The sequence below is a fragment of the Geomonas sp. RF6 genome (genome assembly GCF_021044625.1).
Taxonomy (GTDB): Bacteria; Desulfobacterota; Desulfuromonadia; order Geobacterales; family Geobacteraceae; genus RF6.
In genome coordinates this window covers 3,386,646-3,407,221 of record NZ_CP087999.1, presented here as the reverse complement: position 1 = coordinate 3,407,221, position 20,576 = coordinate 3,386,646, and the positions used below count along the sequence as shown (strand labels likewise).

The following is a 20,576-nucleotide window of genomic DNA, read 5'->3' as shown; positions in this document are numbered from 1 at the left end:
GTGGACAGCGGCAAAGTCTAAGCCTTCGCGTTTTTCACGGCAGTGGGGACACGCGTGCCTGTCTCCTACCGCCAGAGTCTCTCGCGCTCCCCCTGCCGCGGCAGGACAAGATCGATCGACTGCCAGCGCGGTCACCGCTTCCAGCACCACTCCCCTCTACCCCCTCGAGGCTTCAGGGAGCCGCCTGCGCCCCGGGATGAAAAGAAACGGATCGATCCGCAGCCACCTTCTCAGGAACCCATGGTCTTCGCTGCTGACGAGCCCGGCAAGGTTGAGGGCGAAGAGGTAGACGTAGCAAAAGATCACAAAGAAGGTAGCAAGGGCCGGCAACCGTTCAGGCAAACCACATCCCGTCCACAGGAGGTGAAAGATGAAGGTTGCGCCCCCGGCGGCACCCGCGACAGCTGAGATCTTCGCGACATGGCGCCACGGCATGATCTCAGACCACTTCACCCCCAGTATCCGCACGGAGCACCCGAGGAGGTACACGACGTACAGGAAAGAACCGGCAAAGACGCCGGCAGCCACGCCGACTGTGCCCATGATCTTGAGAAAGAGCAGGCAACAGGAGATCTTCGTCACGATACTGATGACGGTGGCATGCAGGAGCATCCTGGTGTTGCCGCTGACAGTGGGGATCATGTTGTACACCGTTACACCGAAGAGAAGCGACAGCAGGTATACCCTGAAAACGGGAATCGCCTCCGCGTACTGTTTCGTGTACAGAGTCTCGATGAGCAGTGGAGCCTCGACCATGAGGAAGGCGAAAACCGCGAGGTTTATCTTTGCCACCTTGTCCATGTTCGCGTGCATCAGGTCGAGAAGGAGTTTAACGTTCCTTTCCTTGTAGGCGGCGATGTACTGCGGGAGGGTGATGTCGTTCAGGAGGTAGGTGATGGTGGAAATGAAAGGGACTTCCATCGCGCCACGGGAGTAGACGGCAAACTGGGCGGGGGAGAAGCCGTTCGATATGACGTACTTGTCCAGCTGGCTGCCGACCACTCCGAGATATCCCGCTGCGCTGATCGGAACCGCGTATCGAATCTGGTCCAGCAGCGTCACATGCTCCCCGGTATCCGCAGGAGAGCCCCCGCACCGGCTCAGGCAGCACCGCCTCAGGAGGATGAAGAAGAGGAAAAGCCCCAACGCCTTGGAGACTATCATCAGCAGGAAGATCTCTCTGAGGCCGAACCCGCAGGCGACTGCCCAGAAAAGGGGCAGGTAGTCCAGAAGGGCGCAGCAGAGGACGCTCCCGGAATTGGCTACAAACGCCCCGGAGGAGAAAAAGATCGAGTCCCGGAAGCCGAGAGGAGCCTGCAGCAGTATTATCAGCGCCATGTAGGGGACGTAGCCTGCCAGTTCGGCGTTCCCCATGAGGGCGCTGATGCCCCCCGCACAGAGGATCATGACGAGGGCCACCACTCCTCCAATGGCGATGCTCAGGAGGAGGTTCCTGTAGATGAACCTCTTCCTGTCGGCAGTGACGTGGAAGTAGTAGTAGATGCTTTGCGGTATCCCTACGAAAGCGAGGAGGATAACGGTGTTGACTATGAGCATCGCCTGCAGGTACGTGCCATAGGCGGCCTTCGTGAGGTAGCGGGTCATGATAACGCTCGAGACCATCAAGAGCACCGACCCGGCCGTCTTTGCAAGAATATTGAGCGTTGCCTTATCCGCGAATCTCATGGCTTCCTTCGATCCTGTGTTGATAAAGCTTCAGATATGCTTCCATCATCGTGCTGAAGCTGAAATCCGCGATAACCCGCTCACGCCCCCGGGCTCCCAGCCGGGCGGCCTTTTCCCGATCGTTCAGAAGCTCGACCACGCGCCGCGCCAGCGCTTCATCGTCTTCCACCTCCACAAGGTATCCCGTCACCCCGTCGAGAACGACCTCAGGGTTACCTCCCGCCCTGGAAACCACGGTCGGCACGCCACTCCCCATAGCCTCCAGGAGGGTAATTGATATTCCCTCCGTGAAAGAGACAAGGAGGAAGACCTCAATGACCTTGAAGATCTCCCGTAGATCAGATCGCAGGCCCAGGAAGTGCACCCGCTCGGAGATCCCCAGTTCGGTGGCAAGGGCGGTGAGACGCTCAAGCTGCGTACCGTGGCCGGCAACGAGCAGGACACAGTCGGGGAATGCCTGAAGCACCCTCCTGAAAGCTCTCAGCATCGTCGGGATGTTCTTGATCTCCTCTAGGCGGCTGGCCGTCCCGATCACGCGAGCCCCCTCCCCGATACCAAGTGCACGGCGCTTTTCCTTGAGATCAAACTGCGGGCCCACCTCGTCGATCTCCACTCCATTGTGAATGACGGAGATGCGGGGTCCAGGAAGGTTGTCGTATCGCACCATCGCGAGCCGTGTGCTGCTGGAGATGGAGACGAGGTGATTGACCCTCGTGGCAAAGAGGCGGTTCGTCAGGTAGCGCTTCCAATTCAAGCGCTCCGGGTACATCCGCCCGTGCTCGGTGTACACGAGATTGACCTCTGGTCTGCCGAGGGTGGCCAGAACCGAGTAGTGCAACGGGTTGTACTGATGGGCGTGGACCACCGCCACCCGCTCTTTCTCGATGATCGCTTTCAGCCAGGACACCGTGCCCCACCGATCCTTTATACTGTCAGGACGGAGGTAGAGGGTGATTCCCCTCGCGCGGACCCTTTCGGCGAGGGGGCCGCTTTGACCGACACAAACCATTATGGGCCGGTACCGGTGCGCGGGAAGGCTGGCAACCATGTCGTAGGCCAATTTTTCGGCCCCCCCAACCCCGAGAGAGTAGAGTACGTGCATTACGCAGAGCTGCATAGGCGACAGGGGAAGCGGCTCCGTCCCGGAGTCGCTGGTGTGCCCGTGGTATCCACCTTCGGAGAGAGGTTGACTCGGATTGTAAGCATCTTTCTTCGGTCGCAACATCACGCCTCCCTAGAACCTGCAGTACAAGCCTGCCTTTTCGGCACCGCGGACCGCGTAAAATCTTGCGGTCTCAAGGAGGGACGAGTCGTGGTACGGCCTGAGGTTGCAGTTGAGACAGATAGGCAGCTTCGCGCTCTGCTGGGCGGCAATAAATCTGCGGTGCTTCGCTGTCCCCCAGATCCCGGTCGCTTCGCCGAAGGCTATGTTCCCGAGGTGGTAACATCGGTAAAACGGGCAGGGAGAAACGTCGCCGTTAGGAGCGATTGTCATGAGGGTGGTCGCGACGCGGCAGCTGGCGTGGGGATACTCACCCTTCAGGTGCGTCGCATCTGATGTGGAGTAGTAGGTCTTCCAGCACACATAGACGCGGCTGGTGCGGCTTTGCGCCCGTCTGACCATCTCCTTGAACTCGGCAAGTTCGCCCGGGGTGATCAGGTGCGATTCACCATCTGTCGGCATGAAGAAGGGCTCCGGGCGGGATCCATCCAGCAGAGAGCCGGCGACATTCTCCGGCGAGAATTCCGCCAGCGGGCGCGGGTAGATCGCTGATATCGGATAGCTTTCCAGAAATTCGACGAGGCGAGGGAAGTTCCGGAAATTCATCCGGGAGAGGGTGGTTACGATGCCAAGCCGAGGCACAGTCTTGTCACCTCGCAGCCTGAAGAATTCCTCTATCGCCACTGCAATTTTCGCGAAATTTCCCGATACGCCCCTCACCAGATCATGGGCCTCATCAAGGTCATCAACGGAGAAGTACAGCATGTCTAGGCCGGAATCGATGAGGGATTTAAGGGTCTCGCTGTCGCACAGATTCGCGTTGGTGGGCAGGAACGTGGTGATCCCTTTGATCCGGCACTCACGGATGAGGTCAAAGAGCACATCCTTCCGCAACAGCGCATCGCCTCCGAAGATCTCCAGGGAGCGCACGCCGAGGCGCTCCAGGTTCTTCACCGCCGTCATCCACCCAGCCCGATCCATCTCATCCCTGCCATCCTTCCCCAACTGCCAGAGATTGCACGTCTTGCAGCAGTTAGTGCAGCGATAGGTTAGAAAGGCGAGGGCACAGGTTGGTTGCACCCTTCGATGGCAAAGCTCCCTCTTCACGTTCCCCATAACCTCTTCTGCCATGCCACGAATCAGATTCATACTTCCTCCGAAAATGTGGTTTCCCCATCGGCAGCCACTTCCCCTTTCTTCGCCTTCACCAGCATCAACTCCCCGAGGTTGTTCAAAAGCGGGACCCTCTCCACTACGCGGGAGAGCCAAAGGTCGTTAAGGCCAAGACGTCCGGAGAAGGGGATGTGCACGGAGATCGGATGTGACTTCCGCACAATCAGGTGTCGTCCGATCTCCTCGGTGAGCTCCTTCCTCGTGAAGCGGTGATAGAAGATCCCGCTCTCGTGGCGCCCCTCCTTCGGCAGCCCCTGCATGCGCCAGCTGAGGTGATGGTGATATGCGTTGCAGACGAAGACGCCGCCGGGGGTAAGCTGCTGCGCCACGTGGCGGTACAGGTCTTCGCGCAGCGCAGCAGTTGGAACGTGCTGCAGCACCTGGGCGCAAAGCACGAGGTCGAATGAGTGCGGAGAGGTTTGGAACTTCGTGGCGTCCGCCAGCACGAGCCCCCTCCTCCCCCCCTGTGGCATGGCCGCCGCCAGAAGCTTCAGAGAGTCAAGGGAGAAGTCCACTCCGGTGAAAGATGCCGATCTTCCGGCGAGGTAGACAGAGTACCTGCCGGTGCCACAGCCAAGCTCCAGCACCCTCTTACCCTCGAGCTCGCCGAGCATGCAGAGAGTCGGCGGGATCTCCTTCCTGTCGCCGACCTCACTGCAGTAGGTGTGGTAATTCTCCGCGTCGACGTCTCGTGCCTCAGCCTCACGGACGCTCTCCGGATCCATGAGCTTTTGTTGGTGCTCCAGGAGAATGAGAATGCCACTCTCGACCCGGTAGAGAAGCCCGCATCTAACACAGCGGGCGCACCCATTGAGAACCGGATCCTGCAGCGCGCCTTCCAGCACGAGAGCACCCGCATCGATGGGACAAAGGATCTGCTGCAAAAGCTCGAGGGAAAACCCGGAGTACATATCTTCCTCCATCGTCTACATCGTTATCTGAACGAGCTCTATCCTTGAAGGATCCGCGACGCCTATGCCAAGTTCGGCAGCTCTCTGTATGTAGCGGGGGGGAGGGGCAACTGCTGCCATTCCATTTTCCTTCCTCAGCTTCTCGATGAGCCGCCACCCGACTGCGTCGACCGCCACCGGATCATCGGAGAGAAGCAGCCGGTCGACCCGCGACAGGTACTTCTGATCCCGGCCATTCACCCAGCGATAGGAGCCGAAGATGGCATCGAGAACGACGAGCCGCGTCTTTTCCCGTATCTCCGGAAGGGAGTTAACAAGGGGGATGTGCTCCATGATGTCCTTGTGGTGCTCACCCGGGTTCGCGATGCTCCCGTAGTGGTTCTTCATGCTGAGGGTGACGCCGCAGTACCCGTCCAGCGCCTTCAGCACCGGGACGTTTATGAGGTAGTCACAGTGAAACCGCACACCGGGGAGAGGCAGAAGCCCGCCGGACAGGTCGTTGCACAGCAATCGGGCAAGGCGATGATTGTAGAAGCGGGAGTACCCGCCAAAGTCAGATACGGTGCCGACCTTCACGCCGGGGCCGGAGTTGCGCCGGAACCCGGCGAGGTGAAAGGCGTGGTCTGTCATGTCGTAGATCACAATGTTCCCCGCCGCGACACCTGCCACAAGAAGCCCCTCCACGATCGGCTGCACCACCTTCGACTTCGTGTACACCGCCTCAATCTGGCAGTTCACCTTGATCGCCACCCGCTTCGCCGGGTCGGGAATGATCTGCCGCCACGCAGTTTGGAGATCCCGAGCGCCGGTGAAGGCGAGGACACCCTCCTGCACCATCCCGCGCACCACATCGGCATCGACGTCGGCGTTGTCGAAGCCAGTTCCGGCAGCGGAAGCACGCGGATCGTGGACCGTGATCACGCGGCTCCTGCCACGTACAGAGGTCGCCGCAAATGCCTCTCTCTTGACGCCTCCCCTGAAAAAGGCGGCAGCAGCCATGAGAGCGAGAAATCCGCGGCGACCCAGCCTCCATCCCCATGGCACCTCTTCCCGCGAGATCGTTCCGATTCCGCAGCGGCGTGTCTCCCGAGCCAGATCGCTCGTTGCACGCTCTCCCCTTCCATCCCGAGTCACGACGCGCCCTCCCCAACCACCAGCGGACGCGCTTCCTCGTGCCCGTGCAGCAGGCGCCCAGCCGCAAGGACCTCCTCAGGAGTGGTCGTGAAGTAGCGGCAGCCGCAGACCCTTAGGTGGCTGATCTTCTTCACCGGGAGAAAGCCGCACCCTGTGTAGAGCTTCAGCGACGCGGCGTTCCACTCAGGAATATGGCAAAAGAGATAGCGCCCGCCGCTCTGCGCGAGCCACCCAAGGGTCCCCAGGACGAGCTCCCGGGAGAGCCCCTTGCCGCGGAATTCCGGCGCGATGTAGGTGTCGCAGACGAAGGCCTCGTCATCCTTTAGCGGGATCAGCGCATCGAAGTCCTGCACGTACACCTTCTGCAGTGCGATCTTTATATATCCTGCTGCCGTTCCGCCCCGGTAGATGAGCGGGTAATGGTGCCCCCAACGGCGCGCTGCCTCCAGCTCCGCGCCTGGAGCGATCCAGGGGAAGCGGGCTGCCTCCTTCTGCAGGTATACGCAGGAGGCGGCGAAATCATCGAACTCTATCCGGATCCCCTCCGCCGGCCGCCACTGCGCGCGCCCCGCCGCGGCTCCGCAAAACCACATCGCGCTGTTGTGCGTGAAGAGATACCTCTTGCCCTGCCCCAGAAGGCTCCTGATACGCCGCATACTCGTCATGTACGTGCACCTCCGAGTATCTCCGGCATCAGCCGGACCTTGTCACGCACCGTTCTCAGGAGCGCCACGGTCCCGAGTTCATGAAGGGCGGCCATGGTGGACCCGATCCCTCCGTGGAAGGCGGTGAGGGAGACGTGCGCCCTGGCGCTGTCACTCCAGCGCCTCTTGTACCGATCGAAGCTGCCGCCGAAATCGATCCGGCGTATCCCGGCTGGCACCTCAAAAAACTTCTTCAGGATCTGCATCTCCAGAAAAGCTCCCGGGGACAGGTGCGCATACTCCTCGTGATAGGACGCCCGCAGGGCATGATCCGTCGCGCCGCTGCGGAGGTGGAACTCAAAGGCCACCGTCCTCCCCTCCAGCTTCAGGATCCACAACGAAAGCGCCTGCCGCGCCGCCGCCACACATGCGAGATCGGCGAAGAAGGCCGCGTTCCCGGGTTGCGCCAGCGAGTCACCGACCCTGTCGGTCCAGCTGCTTCTTGCCACGTCCTCGATTTCGGCCCTGACGTCGCGGTACGCCTCCCAAGTCGTGACCTGAACAATCTCGTGGCGCCCGTGACGGCAGATGGTGTTCTCGATGTTGCGCAATGTCTTGCGCGCCCTGGCGGAGCGGCTGGAAAGGAAGGTCTCCCACGTCCCGGAGACATTGATGTACGGCGATGCGAAGGAGGGACGCGACTGGAACTTCCTCCGGTCCTCGAGGAGAAGGCGGAGAAGGGATGCGCAGTTCTCCGACTCCTCCGGTATGTTTTTCAGCTGCAACACGTCCCACATGTCACGGCGCCGATACAGGTATCCCAGCACCTCCCCCAGCACCTTCTCCCGGCACTCCGGCAGCACCAGCGGCTCGTTGTGCAGCGAGTTTCCGTTCTCCAGGAAGGAGAGAGCGCGCACCGGCACACCGTGCAGGAAGGCGCGATGCCGCATCAGGGGAAAGATGCCGACCGTCTCCCCGCTTTTCCGCACCACGAGGACCTGCAGCGCACCGCCGCCGCCAAAATGAGCCCACCAGCAGCGGTACCAGGGATGAGACATGAAGAAGGTAGCGTCATCCTTCAGGGCTGCGTGAAGCACATCCCACTCCGGCTGCAGGCGGTCCAGCCCGAGGGCGTCGTCGACAATGTCGATAGTTGCGCCGCCCATCACGCTCCCTCCACGCGAGGAGTCCCCGCCTTCCTTCCGACTGCTCCGGGATTGCTGCAAGAAAGCCTGCCGCGGCCAATGCTTCGCAAGAGAGAGAAGGCGCCGCAGGTGCTCAGTCTGAAGATGTCTGGGGATGAGGTGCCGTCGTTTCCGGCGGGGACCCTGCCGATGCCGAACCGGTTTCCGCCGCTCAGGTCGTACAGGGTGCTGTCGGTGGTAAAGGCGCAGAGATAGCCGGCGCGGGGCAGGAATTCCTGGTGTCTCTCCTGGAAGTCGAGGCCCGGTTTCCCGTTCGGGAAGCAGAATGCCTCCGCCTCGTGCCCCAGCGTCTCCCTGAACCGTTTCCTCGGTGCCACAATCTCCCCGTGCAGTTCGTCGTCATCCATCTCGGCGAGAATCCTGTGCGTCGCCGTGTGCATCCCGAACTCCACCAGGCCCGAGCGCTGCATGTAGCGCACTTCGTCCCAGTCAAGCAGCCCGAGATCAGCAAGATATTCTGAATAATCGAGCGGCACCGACTGCCGCAATCCGGTCATGAGCATCTCCCTCACCTTCACCCCCGCACGCTTGTACTCCTCCGCGCATGAGACATAGGCCTCCCACAGTTTTCCGGCGCGGTAATACCGCTGCGCCTCCGCACCTGGAAGGGGGAGCTGGATTCCCCTTTGCCACCCGGTCGTAATGAGGAGATAGAGCTCGTCAAACCAGAGGATTTCATTGGTGCCGATGAGATCGACAGTGAGGAAGATTCCGGCGGGAACCTGCAGGTCCTGCATGATGGGAAAGGCGACACTGAAGTTGTTCTTCAGGCCGTCATCGAAGGTTATCAGCGCCGCCCGCTCGGGGAGAGGAGTCCCGGAGGTAAGCGCCGCCACTACCTCAGCAAGGCTCACCAGACGGTAATGGTCGCGCAGGAAGAGTATCTGGCGCCTGAAGGAGTCGACCGGAAGCTGCGTCCAGACCGGCGGATCGAAGAGACGTTCCGTGACGCCATGGTACATGACCACGAGGAGCCGGTTCCGGTTCAGGTACCGGAAAGCGCTGTCCACTCCAAATGCTACCGGAACCCGGCAGAGAGCTTGCTTCAACCACGGATGCATCCTTCCCCTCCGTATGCGATTACAGTCTTGCTCTGAGCCAGGAAAGCTCCCGCTTCAGGCTCGTCTCGCGCAGTGCCACGGCAAGCTCAGAGAGTACCCTCGCCGAGACCGACGCGACGCCAAGTCGCGGGATCGGTGCCCCCTCCCCTCTCCCGTGTGCTGCGACGGCGATGTCGTGCAATTGCACCGTGGAGAGCGCCGGGACTACCCAGCCGTTTTGCAGCATCAGCGCCAGAGGTCTCGTGCACCTGCTGGTTGAAAAACGGGAGAGGTCGACCACCGCAGCGTCCGCCAGCTCGCGTGCCTTCGCGAGGAACGCGTCCCGTGCCTCGTTCTGGGCATGCCGCGCAGCGCCGTAGAGCACCACGCTCTTGCGGAGTTCCTGCGCCGCCCACGTCTCATTTGGATACTCCAACCTTTCCGGACGCTGAAGGTAAGTATACTCGTTTTTGGCCATCCATCTGGCGTAGGTCAGGAGAGCGTCCCTTGCGAATGCGAAGCCGCCATCGCATTCCTCAAGCTCCATCTTCAGATCCAGAAATTTCAGGACCGAGTTGAGAAGGACGGAGTACGACCATGCCACCTCGGGTTGCAGCAGATTTCTTGCGTCAACGTCATCATCGGGATGGATCGAGCCGCCGATCAGCTCCTCGGCGCGTGCCAGGAAGCGGCGATCACCGCAGGCGCGAAAGGCGTCCAGAGCGGCATTGAGGGCGTTTCCGGTGCCGCGGCTCAACGGGTAGCGCGGAAAGGGGGCTCCCCGCCGGAGGTGCAGAAGCGACAGGTAGCTGCGCGTTTTCTTGAGGACCGCCAGAAGGGAGGGGACGCCCGAGAGCGACCGGTAGCACCAGTCCGCAAGGGATACCACGGCATCGCGGAAGCGGGTGTCGCCGGTCAGCCAGTAGTGCAGGAGGAGTCCGGTCGTGTAGCAGTGCTCTGCTGCCGGTCCCCCACCGTAGAAGCGTGGATCCTTCCTCTCGAGGTGCTCTCTGGAAAACGTGCGATGGGTGGCGAGCCCCGCGCTTATGTAGTGCTCGGTGTGCCAGAAGAGGCCGCCGTTGTACTCCTCCCGGTCGCCGTCGGTATGGTAGATGTCGATGTCCAGCACATGCCGGGCGAGATCCCCCGCGAGCTCCCCCCACCCCGGCTCCCCTGTCGCCAGGAACTTGCGGTAGAGCCCGGCGCAGAGGTCGTACTGGTTGTTGTAGTGGGAGATGAAGGGATCCTCCCCCTGGTGATACACCGCCTCGTGGTCGGCGTACACCTCGCCATAGTGGCGCCAGCCGTACTCGTCGATCTCCTCCCGCTTTTCGGCGAGCTCCTGCGGCGAGGAGAGGTAGCGGTCGACGAGATCGTCCCCCCCCTCGGGAGGGGGAAGGTCCGGAAGAACCGCCGCATCCAGCACCGCTTCAGGTGCGGCGACAGCAAGGAGCGGTCGATTCATCCACTCCAGCTCGCGCGGCAGACAGTCGAAGTCAACCCGGATCTGCGTCGTCTTCTGCTCCCCCCCCTGCAGTTCGTGAAGTGCCGGAGAGCCGGCAGGGAAAACAGAAACCTTCAGGAGATCCGCGCCTGCCGAAATCTCCTTCGGAAATTCCTGCCAGAAGCAGGGAAGAACGACCCCGATTCCCCGCTCGCCGAAGCCGCACCAGAAGGAAGGGGTGGCACGGTCCCCCTCCTTGAGCACCCGCTCTCCGTTTTTCAGAAGGTAGCCGCGCCCTGAGGCGTAGCTCGGCCCCTGCGCCGTGCGGTGGTTGGGGCTCAGGCATCTGCGGCCACCGCTCGACTCCTGCCGTATGGAGAGGTCCGCCCCTTTCTCTCCCGCGATCCTTACCACCTCCCCCGGCTCCGCTGCGACTTCCAGCATCGGCTTCCAGTCCGGCGGGAAAGGGAGCTGGAGCGAAAGCTCAGAAAAAAGGAGTGAGCCGGGGTCACCGAGGTCCCAGATCCCTCCCGGGTGGGTCGCGGCGCACGGGTTGTGGAGGGTGAAGTCGATTCCGACGTAGCTGCGATCGGCATGGAAGTGGAGGCGGCAGAAAAAGAGGGCTTTCGCGATCCCGTCGAACCGCCCTGCAAGAGCGAGCGTCGCGCGGAGGGGGCCGCCGCATTCCGGAGCTGCCGACTCCACCAGCGCCGGGTGCCGTGCGCCGTCCGGCAGGATGAGCTCGCAAACCCCGCCGCTATCGGCAAGGCAGCGGGCGCCGCGGGCGGTAACGGCGGCAAAGGGGCGCAGCTTCCGTGCATCGACGGTGAAGCGGGCGACGCCGGTATCGACGGTCCAGCTCCCTTCTCCCGGCACGATCGATATCCCCGGAGCAGGGGGTGGGGCCGCCTCTCCGGCCACAAGTCGGTACACCCCTTTTCCCGCAGCGGGAACCGAGGCTAAGAAGTCGCACAGCAGCCACTTCACCGAACTGTCGTGCCAGCGGGACAGCACGTCCAGTTGCACCGGGCACCCCTTCCCATCGGGCCCGAGGAGGCGCACCCCCGACTCCTCCGGCGCTTCCCCCCTGGCAAACGGCACCGAGACCCGCACCGGTTCCCCGGCACGAGCAACCCCGTCCCTCTCCATCACCCAGATCTCTTTAGCTTTCATCGGCAAAGCCACTCCATGCGGGAACCGGGTCCGGCAGCGAGCCGCACCCAGCAAACCAGGCGTAATACTCCTCCATGAGCCGCACCCGGCGGTCGAACGCGAATCTCTCCTCGATTCGTGCCCGGCATGCGGCACCGAACTCCTTGCGCAGCTCCGGCGACTCCAGCAGCGTCAGCACGTGGCGGGCAAGCGCCTCCGCGTCTCCGGCGGAAGCGAGGAAGCCCCCCCTGCCGTGCTGCAGCAGCTCCGGAACCCCTCCCACCGCGGTCGCCACCGAAGGGACCGCCATGGACATCGCTTCCAGAAGCGTGTTAGGCATCCCCTCCGTCACGGAGGTCATCAGGAAGACGTCAAAGGAGGCGTACAGATCCGGAAGGTCATTTCTGTGACCGGTGAAGTGAACCGTCTTCTCCAGCCCGCGCCGCGCGACCTCCCGGCGGGCCACCGCGAGCTCGTCTCCGTACCCGTCCCCGACGACGGCGAAAAGGGTGCCGGGGAGCTTCCGGGCGACGAGTGCCGCGACGTCGTAGAAGGTCGGAAGATCCTTCTCCGGGGTGATCCGCGCCACAGTCCCCACCAGGAGCCGCCCCTCCCGGAGGGAGAGCTCCCGGCGCAGCACCGGGAGGGCGTCGTCGCGGCACCAGCGGCTCGTGTCGATGCCGTTGTGCAGGACAGTCACCCCTTCCTCGGGAAGGCCGCTGGCGACGAGGCGACGACCGGTATCGGCAGAGACGGCGAGGACCGGCTGCAGATGGCGACGCATCAGGAAGATCTGCATCCGCTGCCTTCCCTTGAAGCGCAGGAATGAGGAAAGACACGGGAAGCAGTGCCGCTCCCCCACCGCGTGGGAGTGGCAGGTGTGCACAATCCTTACGGCGGGGATGAGGAGCTTCAGAAGCCAGGCGTACAGGAGGGTCTTGTCGTCATGTGAGTGCACGACGTTCAGCCGGTGCTCCTTCACGAGTGCCGCGAGGCGCCGCAGGCACTCCAGGTCGAGAAAGGACCGGTCGAGCACGTCAACGTAGTTGATCTTCAGGCGCGCGGCCATCTCCGGGATCTGGAACTGGTCGTCCCAGGGAGCCCTCAGGTAGGTCACCAGTACATGGACCTTTTCCGGATCGTGCAGCGCCGCGGAGTTCAGTACCGTCTTGTCCGGCCCCCCTCCCCCCTTGTAGGTGCCGCGCAGGTCCATGATCCGCGGTATCTTCCGCTTCTCGTTCATGGTCTCACTCGATGCGGCCATCCGGGTACCTGAGGCGGCACCCGGCTCCGAGGGCGGTCGTCCCCGGCGGCAGATTTTTGGTCACCACAACGTTCGCCCCGATGACGCAGTCGTCCCCGATGGTGACGGGGCCGATAATCTTCGCGCCGGCACCGACAAGGACGTTGTTGCCAAGGACCGCCGCTCCCCCGCTCCCGCCGCGGTCCCCGATGGTGACTCCGTGGTACACGGTGCACCCCTCTCCGAGTACCACGGAGGGGTGGAAGATGATCCCGCCGAAGTGGTGGATGCGCAGCCCCTTCCCGATGGTGCAGGCAGCAGGTATGGAGATCCCCGCTGTAATCTCCACGAAGCGCTCGCAGAAAAAGCGCAGCGGCTGCCCGGGGATGCGGTGGCGGTGCAGCCAGTTGAAGAAGCGGTACACCACGATCGCCTGGAACCCCTGCGACAGGACCCCCGCCACGACGGCGCGCGCCGAGAGTCCCTTCCCGGGCGACAGGCGCTGCAGATCGCCACGCACGCGGTCAAACATGGTGCCCTCCGAGGTACGCCCTGTGCCACAGTGCGAGCATCAGGAGGGCCCACAGAAGGGTCCCGTGGTTCTCCCTTCCGTCCTGGTGCTCCTCCCAGATGCGCCGCACCACCGCACGATCAAGGTACTCACCCATCGCCTCCTCGCGCAGGAGCGACTCCTCGGCAAGCCCCTTCAGCTCGGAGCGGAACCAGCAGTCCAGCGGCACGGTGAACCCCTGCTTCGGACGGTTGAAGACGCTCTCCGGGAGGAGCGGGCCGAATACCCGCTTCAGGATGACCTTTTTCTGCCCAGCGGAGATCTTGCAGCTCGTCGGGAGCGCTGCGGCGAATTCCACGACGCGGTAATCGAGGAACGGGGCGCGCACCTCGAGGGAGTGCGCCATGCTCATGCGGTCCACCTTCACGAGGATGTCCCCCGGGAGGTAGGTCTTCAGGTCTGTGTACAGCATGGAGGTGACGTGGTCCGCGCCGGCAACCTTCCTGAAACAGCGCTCGGTGAAGGCGCCGGGGTCGTACCCGGTGCAGGCGCGGCGCACCGGCGCCGCCAGGATCTCCTCCAGAAGGTCGTCCTCTATGAAAGTGTTGGTGCGGTAGTAGGCGCGGGCCGGCTGGCACAGGGCGCTCGTGGTGAGGGAGCGCACCTTCCGGGCGACGGGGTGGCGCACCGTCCGCGCACCGGAGGCCAGAAGTGCGAGGAGCGGCCGCGGCACCGTCTTTCGCACGAGCTCCTCTTTCAGCTCGACGAGATATTTGCTGTAGCCGCCGAAGCTTTCATCCCCGCCGTCGCCGGCCAGCGCCACCGTCACGAACCGGCGTGCCAGCCGCGAGACATGATAGGTCGGCAGCGCAGAGGAGTCGGCGAACGGCTCGTCGAAGAACTTCGGCATGAGGGCCGCGGTGGCGGCGAGATTCTCCTGCACCAGGTACTCGCGATGGTCCGTCCCGAACGCCGCGGCAACCTCGCGGGCGAAGGGGGTCTCATCGTGCCTCTTGTCGGCAAAGCCGATGGAGCAGGTCTTCACCGGCTCCCGCGCTGCACGGGACATGAGCGCCACGACCGCGCTGGAATCGACTCCGCCGCTCAGGAAGGCCCCGAGGGGAACGTCGGCGATCATGCGGCAGGAGGTGCTCTCCTGCAGAAGCTCCAGGAGGCGCCCCTCAGCCTCTTCAGCCGAGCGGGAGGCGGCCTTGAAGGAGACGTCCCAGTACTCGGAGACGCGCGGCTCGCCGCCGACGGAAAGCTCGAGCGAGTGGGCGGGGGGAAGCTTGTAGATCCCCCGGTAGATCGTCTTCGGAGCCGGGATGTACAGGTACTTCAGGTAGTCCGCTATGGCGGTCGGCTCAATCTTCCTCCCGACCTCGGGAAGTACAAGGAGGGACTTTATTTCCGAGGCGAAAGCGAGCCGGTCCCCCCCGAGGTGGCAGTAGTAGAGGGGCTTCTTCCCGATCCGGTCACGCGCCAGGAGGAGCTTTCGCCCCGCCCTGTCCCAGAGTGCGAAGGCGAACATGCCGTTTAGCATCTCCAGCGATCTCACGCCGTGTCTGGCGTAGAGAGCGAGTATGACCTCCGTGTCGGTACGGCTCCTGAAGCTCACACCGGAGCGCTCCAGTTCCGCGCGCAGCTCGAGAAAGTTGTAGATCTCGCCGTTGAAGACGATGACCAGATTGCCGTCGGCCGAGTGCATCGGCTGGTTTCCCAGGGGAGAGAGGTCGAGAATGCTGAGCCTTCGGTGGGAAAGGCCGACATGGTCGTCGAGGAACTCCCCGGAAGCATCGGGGCCGCGATGGCGCATGACCTCCCCCATCTGCCTCAAAACCGCTTCGTCGGCCTCGGGGGCGCATGACCTGAAAAAACCTGCGATTCCGCACATGGCTACGCCACCTCGCTTCGCCAGTTTACCCGCTGGCGCCCGGTTGTCCCGAGATAGCACCCGACCAGAGAAGCGGCCAGAAGGAGGAAGAAGTAATGGCAGTGATTGGCAAGGGACCAGCGCTTCAGGGGGGGAACGAGCTGCACCAGGAGCGCCAGGAACGCCGCGCCGCCGGCCCCCGTGAGGAGCCACGCAAGAACCGGGGTCGCCGTCTCCGGGTGCAGCACCTGCAGCTGCACCAGGACCGAGACGAGGGCGAGGAAGAGGAGACCGCTTCCCCACCGCAGGAGCTTGTGGGAGATGAAGCAGAAGAGAAGCAACGGCTGGGAGAGCCGGGGGATCATCCCCGGGCGCAGGAGGCACTGGTATCCCCCCGCGATGATTCGCGCCTTCCTGCGGAATTCCCCCCCCGCCTCCATGAGGTTCTCCTCGAAACCGAGCGCCTCCTTCTCATGCACCACCAGGTGCCCCTGGCGCGCGATGGCCATGGGGATCACGAAATCGTCAAGGATCGTGTCGGGGCTCGGGGGGGTGAAGAGCTCCCTGCGGATGGCATACATGGCGCCGTCCCCGCCGACGAGCACGCCGAGCGCACCCTCGCGCTCCTGGATGGTGTGCTCGATGCAGTAGTAGCTCTTCTCCGCCACCCCGTAGCTCAGCGCGTCGTTTGCCAGGATCACTTTCCCGGAAACGGCCCCCACCCGCGGGTCGCTGAAATTGCGCACCAGCTTCCTGATCGCACCGGGGGCGTACCAGACGTTCGCGTCGGAGAAGACGACGATCTCGGAATCTATCCTCTCCATCGCCTCGTTCAGCGCGGCGACCTTCCCCCGGTTCTCCGCGAAAGCCAGGAGCTCGACCCCCTTCCTCGCGAACCCCGCCACGACCGCGTTCGTGCCGTCGGTGGATCCGTCCGAGGCGACGACGACCCGCAGGCGCTCCTTTGGATACTCCAGCGCAAGGGTGTTCAGCACTTTCTCCTCGATCACCGACTCCTCGTTGTAGGCGACGATGAGAAGGGTAACCTCCGGGGTGTATGAGTCGTCCCGCGCGATCCTTTTTCCCCAAAGCCGGTTCAGGGGGAGAAGGAGCATCGGGTAAAAGAGGAGGGCATGGCCGAGAAAGAGGGTCAGCAGGAAAGCGGTGAGGGTGAGGACGCGCACCTCCCCGGCGCCCCACACTGCAAGGACCAGCACCCCGAGGGGGGGGAGCAGGAGGAGCGGCGTGCGTGCCGCGGCCGGCATGGCATCGACCTGTTCGTCGTGGCGCACCGTCTTCCAGGTGCTTATGGTGTCACCGCGCAGGCGAAGCACGATCCCCTTTGCGGAAGCGAGGTTCACCAGCATGAAGTAGTACGGCAGGTAAAAGAGGGGGTGCGGCTCCCTCTTCCTGCTGATCCCCCAGCCGAGAGCGGCGAGGGTGCAGAAGGTGACGCAGCAGGCGGCGACACCCTGCACAGCGAGGGACGCGGGGCGGGCAAGGCACTCGAGGAGGATCGCGCAGAAAAGGAGGGCCAGGAAAAACGGGGAGAACCAGCGTAGCGCCTTGTGGGAGACGAGCTGCCAGGCGAAGCGCCCGGTGGCCCACGGCAGCAACGCCTGCGCGACGCGGAAAAGCCCGTTGAAGCTGCGGTTCACAATGCGCACCTTCCGGGAAAATTCCTTGTCGAAGCGCCCGGCGGGATGCTCAGTGCAGAAGGCCTCAGGGTCGAAGATCCCCCGATACCCCTGCACGATTATCTGGAGGGGGTTCACGAAGTCGTTGATGTCGGTCTCCTGCATCGGCCGGTACAGGAAGCGCCTGATGGCGTAGATGGCGCCGTCTCCCCCGACGACGGAGGAAAAGGCGGACTCCCACTTCTTCACCATGATCTCCAGATCCCAGTAGGCGCCCTCGCTTTTCCCCGCCGCGGTCCGGGTCTCCTCCTGGTAGCGGGCGTGCCCCACCACATACCCCACCCTTTCATCGCTGAAGTGCCGCACCAGCGCGCGGATCGCGCCGCGGTCGTAGATGGCGTTTCCGTCGGAAAAGACCACGATCTCACTCGACACGTGCCGCATGGCACCGTTTAGGGCGGCAGTCTTCCCGCGGTGCCCCTCCGCCCGGTAGAGGAGCACCCCCCGCGGCGCGTAGGCGAGGACTTTCTCATCGGTGCCGTCGTCGGAACAATCGGAGACCACTACGATCGAGAGCTTCTCCGGAGGGTAGTCGAGTTGCAGGGAGTTCTCGATCTTCGTTCCGATGACGCCGGCCTCGTTGTAGGCGGAGATCACCAGGGTAACGGACGGGATGTAGCCGGGGTCGAAGGTGTGCGGCTGCGGGAAAAGGCGCGCGAGAACGCACAAAAGGAGCGGGTAGCCTAGGTATATGTAGGCCAGCAGGAGAAGGAGAAAGAGGATGGCGGCTTCCGTGAACGTCATCAGGAGTTCCTCAGAAAGGCGAGCCCCCGGGCCAGATAGTAGACGTTGAGGAGCAGGAAGATCTGGACGGCCCGGCTCGGCGTGCGCTGGTAATACTTCACCAGTGAGGTGACAAGGAGCAACGACTGCCACAGGAGGAAGAGGAGGAGGATGCCGCAGGTAAGCTGCAGGGGGAGGCTGTCCCCCAGCATGATGGTGACGACGACGGTGATGGTCACCAGCGCGTGCAGCACCGGGATAAGGAGGCTGGGGATTTCGGAGCGGGTGACTCCGTGGCGCATCGCTCCTTTCAGGTTGCCGATGCCGCGCCAGTACTCCTTGTGGAAGAAGTGCTTCACTGTTGCCGCCTCGCCGAAATGGAAGGCGACCACATCGCTGTCGGTGACAAGCTTTCCGAGGGCGCGCAGCCGCAGCGAGAGGTCGTAGTCCTCGCAGGTGACGAGCTTCTCGTCGAAGCCGCCACAGGCGAGAAAGGCCTCGCGGCGCACGAACATGTTCATCGACTCCAGCCACTCCGTCTCGCCGAGAGAGACCTTCTTTCTGCGCACCTGGTACCAGGCCCGCTGCACCCAGGTCGCATCGGGGGGGACCTGGGGAGGACTGCCGAAGCAGACGACCTCTGGCGTGGCGAGGTGCCGTGCCGCGTCGGAGAGCCAGGTGGGGGAAACGGTGCAGTCGGCATCGATGAAGGCGAGGATTTCGCCGGTCGTTCTGGAGGCGGCGAGGTTTCGGAGAGCCCCGATCGTCCATCCGGGGACGACGTAGACGATGGCGCCCATTTCGCGGGCGATGCGGGCGGTGTCGTCGCTGGAGCCGTTGTCCACCACCACGACCTCGAAGTCGTCGGCGTGGCACTCCGTCGCAAAGATGGAGGCGAGGCAGCGCCCTATGTTTTGCTCCTCGTTCTTGGCAGGGATGATGATCGAAAAGAGCATTTCTCCCTCACGGAATGTTGCGCACGATCGCCGGTCCCAGAATCCGGGTCATACCTACCGGGAGGCGCTTCCAGAGAGCGATCGCCGCCTCGAACTTCGGGTTTTTGGGACTCAATTCCGGCAGGGGCTCCCCCTCCGGCAGGAGGTACTGCCAGTAGAGCTGCACCGGCTGCGCCCCCCACTGCTTCTTGAAGTTGAAGGTCCCCTCCTCCGGGGTCGAGCGCCCGAAATCGAAGCTCGCGCACCCCTTGTCGATGGCGAAGCGGATCGCCTCCCAGTACAGGAGGTTGTTCGGGCAGAGAGGCTTGTATTCCCGGATGGAGGAGGCCCACGGCATCTCCGTGGTGCGCCGGTACCAGGAGACGATACCGGCGGCTATCGTCCTTCCGTCGTTCATGACGGCGAAGATCTTCGAGTGCTCTGGAAAGGCACGCAGGACGTTTCTGAAGAACTCCTTCCCGTACACCGGGGTCCCCAGGTCGCGCATATTGCGGGCAAAGACATCGTAGAAGTCGTCGAGGAGATCGAGGTGGCCGATAGTGCAGGTAAGGCCGCTTTTCTCGGCCTTGCGGATCTGGTTGCGCAGCTTCGCGTTGAAGGAGTCCCACTGCGACTGCGCGTCGGGCTGCAGGGGAAGGACCATGGTGACCTTGTGTGTGCGGGCGGGGAGCCCCCCTACCTTGAAGGCGAGGTGGCGCATCTCCACGTGGCCGGCCCCGAGGGAGGAGCGCAGTCTCTCCGCCGCCGCCACGAGCGCCGCACCGGCACCGTCGGAGTTGCACAGGAGGCCGCCGTAGTTCACGAAGGGGACCGACACGAGGAAGTTCCCGAAGAGGGCGCTGCGCATGTGTACGAGGGGAAGGATGCCGCGCACCGCTCCGGCGCCGTCGAGTGCCGCAAGGTAGTGCCCCCGGTGCCCGAAGCTCTCCTCGATCACCCGCCTCCAGGAGTAGCGATGGTACGGTGTCGCCTCGGCGGATCCCTCGACAAAGGCATCCCAGCGGGACTGGTCGAGCTCGAATGTCACGGTGTGGTCTTGCACGCGCCCCCCTCACCTTCCGTCAGCAGAACATCGCTCATGGTGCCGTACGGCACCCCCTGCAGGAGATAGCGCAGCTTCGCCTCTGTGCCGGCGAGGTTGTTGTAGTGCCTGAAACGCGACTTCCAACCTGCCTTGATCCGCGGCTGCCCCGGATCTATCTCCCAGGGGTGCAGGTAGAGAACCGCCGGCTTCCCTTCATGGCTGTTGATCTGCTCGATCCCCCACCGGATCAGCGACACCGGAAGTAGCCGGAGATATCCGCCCCCCGCGATCGGAAGGTGGTAGTGCACCCCCGCCACCTTCAAAGGGAGGGTCGAAAGGGGAAACTCCAGCAGGTTCCCGGTTTCCCGCCTTATGGTGAAGGGGAAACGGGGTGCATCGGGAAGACCATAGGTATCGTGGTACACCGGGAAGACGCTGGAATCAAAAGAGAAACCCTCCTCGATCAGTTCATCGAAGGCCCAGAGAGAATCCTTCGTTATTGAATAGGTCGGAGCGCGGTAGCCGCGGATTTCGACGCCGACGGTATCCTCCAGGATCTTCTTCGCGCGCCGGATGTCCTCCCTGAAACGCTTAGGTCCGATGCGGTAGATGAGTTGATGGCCGTAGCCGTGGCAGGCGATCTCGTGTCCTCTTTTGTGGATCTCCCTCACGGTTGCCGGCAGGCGCTCCGCCACCCACCCCAGTATAAAAAAAGTGGCGTGGACGCTGAACTCATCCACCAGGTCCAGCAACCGCGCCACGTTGTCCCCCACCCGCAGTGGAAATCGGTCCCAGTTGCCCCGTTCCACGTACGCCTCAAATGCATGTACCTGGAAGTAATCTTCCACATCGATGGTCAGGGCATTCAGCATGGGAGAGACCTCCCCCCGGCGGCCACAATTGTGGTCCGTCCGGCGCCCCGGTGCGAAGCAGCCGAG

At 63.1% G+C, this 20,576-nt stretch carries 16 protein-coding genes; all 16 read right to left on the bottom strand.

Annotated features, from left to right (window positions below; genetic code table 11):
• Positions 1–156: 156 nt before the first annotated feature.
• Positions 157–1,686, bottom strand: a complete 1,530-nt coding sequence (locus LPW11_RS14675; RefSeq protein WP_230994621.1) for a lipopolysaccharide biosynthesis protein — start codon at positions 1,684–1,686, stop codon at positions 157–159.
• Positions 1,670–2,788 carry a glycosyltransferase gene (locus LPW11_RS14670; protein WP_269145421.1) on the bottom strand — a complete coding sequence of 373 codons (1,119 nt, stop codon included), beginning with the start codon at positions 2,786–2,788 and terminating at the stop codon, positions 1,670–1,672. Before LPW11_RS14670 ends, LPW11_RS14675 begins: the two co-directional genes overlap by 17 nt.
• A 132-nt stretch (positions 2,789–2,920) precedes the next feature.
• Positions 2,921–4,057, bottom strand: a complete 1,137-nt coding sequence (locus tag LPW11_RS14665) for a radical SAM protein (RefSeq protein ID WP_230994620.1) — start codon at positions 4,055–4,057, stop codon at positions 2,921–2,923.
• The gene (locus LPW11_RS14660; RefSeq protein ID WP_230994619.1) at positions 4,054–4,992 is read right to left on the bottom strand and encodes a class I SAM-dependent methyltransferase; all 939 of its coding nucleotides are present in this window, start codon (positions 4,990–4,992) and stop codon (positions 4,054–4,056) included. The genes LPW11_RS14665 and LPW11_RS14660 overlap by 4 nt, the downstream gene beginning before the upstream one ends.
• 15 nt (positions 4,993–5,007) lie before the next feature.
• On the bottom strand, positions 5,008–6,126 hold the full coding sequence (locus LPW11_RS14655; protein ID WP_230994618.1) for a DUF362 domain-containing protein: 1,119 nt from the start codon (positions 6,124–6,126) through the stop codon (positions 5,008–5,010).
• Positions 6,123–6,791 carry a GNAT family N-acetyltransferase gene (locus tag LPW11_RS14650; RefSeq protein ID WP_230994617.1) on the bottom strand — a complete coding sequence of 223 codons (669 nt, stop codon included), beginning with the start codon at positions 6,789–6,791 and terminating at the stop codon, positions 6,123–6,125. The genes LPW11_RS14655 and LPW11_RS14650 overlap by 4 nt, the downstream gene beginning before the upstream one ends.
• Entirely contained in the window at positions 6,788–7,936 is a 1,149-nt protein-coding gene (locus tag LPW11_RS14645; protein ID WP_230994616.1) for a GNAT family N-acetyltransferase, read from the bottom strand. The genes LPW11_RS14650 and LPW11_RS14645 overlap by 4 nt, the downstream gene beginning before the upstream one ends.
• Positions 7,936–9,036 (bottom strand): polysaccharide deacetylase family protein, encoded by a 1,101-nt coding sequence (locus LPW11_RS14640; RefSeq protein ID WP_230994615.1) that lies wholly within the window; start codon positions 9,034–9,036, stop codon positions 7,936–7,938. The genes LPW11_RS14645 and LPW11_RS14640 overlap by 1 nt, the downstream gene beginning before the upstream one ends.
• A gap of 19 nt (positions 9,037–9,055) precedes the next feature.
• Positions 9,056–11,632, bottom strand: coding sequence for a hypothetical protein (locus tag LPW11_RS14635; RefSeq protein ID WP_230994614.1), 2,577 nt, complete (start codon positions 11,630–11,632; stop codon positions 9,056–9,058).
• Positions 11,622–12,854 carry a glycosyltransferase family 4 protein gene (locus LPW11_RS14630; protein WP_230994613.1) on the bottom strand — a complete coding sequence of 411 codons (1,233 nt, stop codon included), beginning with the start codon at positions 12,852–12,854 and terminating at the stop codon, positions 11,622–11,624. Before LPW11_RS14630 ends, LPW11_RS14635 begins: the two co-directional genes overlap by 11 nt.
• Before the next feature lie 4 nt (positions 12,855–12,858).
• A complete protein-coding gene (locus tag LPW11_RS14625; RefSeq protein ID WP_230994612.1) occupies positions 12,859–13,386 on the bottom strand; it encodes a serine O-acetyltransferase in 528 nt (175 codons plus the stop codon).
• Entirely contained in the window at positions 13,379–15,259 is a 1,881-nt protein-coding gene (asnB, locus tag LPW11_RS14620) for an asparagine synthase (glutamine-hydrolyzing) (protein WP_230994611.1), read from the bottom strand. The genes LPW11_RS14625 and asnB overlap by 8 nt, the downstream gene beginning before the upstream one ends.
• Positions 15,260–15,261: 2 nt before the next feature.
• Positions 15,262–17,679: a glycosyltransferase family 2 protein gene (locus tag LPW11_RS14615; RefSeq protein ID WP_230994610.1), complete on the bottom strand. Its 2,418-nt coding sequence runs from the start codon at positions 17,677–17,679 to the stop codon at positions 15,262–15,264.
• Positions 17,679–18,614 carry a glycosyltransferase gene (locus tag LPW11_RS14610; protein ID WP_230994609.1) on the bottom strand — a complete coding sequence of 312 codons (936 nt, stop codon included), beginning with the start codon at positions 18,612–18,614 and terminating at the stop codon, positions 17,679–17,681. Before LPW11_RS14610 ends, LPW11_RS14615 begins: the two co-directional genes overlap by 1 nt.
• Before the next feature lie 7 nt (positions 18,615–18,621).
• Entirely contained in the window at positions 18,622–19,656 is a 1,035-nt protein-coding gene (locus tag LPW11_RS14605; RefSeq protein ID WP_230994608.1) for a FemAB family XrtA/PEP-CTERM system-associated protein, read from the bottom strand.
• Entirely contained in the window at positions 19,638–20,510 is an 873-nt protein-coding gene (locus LPW11_RS14600; RefSeq protein WP_230994607.1) for an XrtA system polysaccharide deacetylase, read from the bottom strand. Before LPW11_RS14600 ends, LPW11_RS14605 begins: the two co-directional genes overlap by 19 nt.
• Positions 20,511–20,576 lie beyond the last annotated feature (66 nt).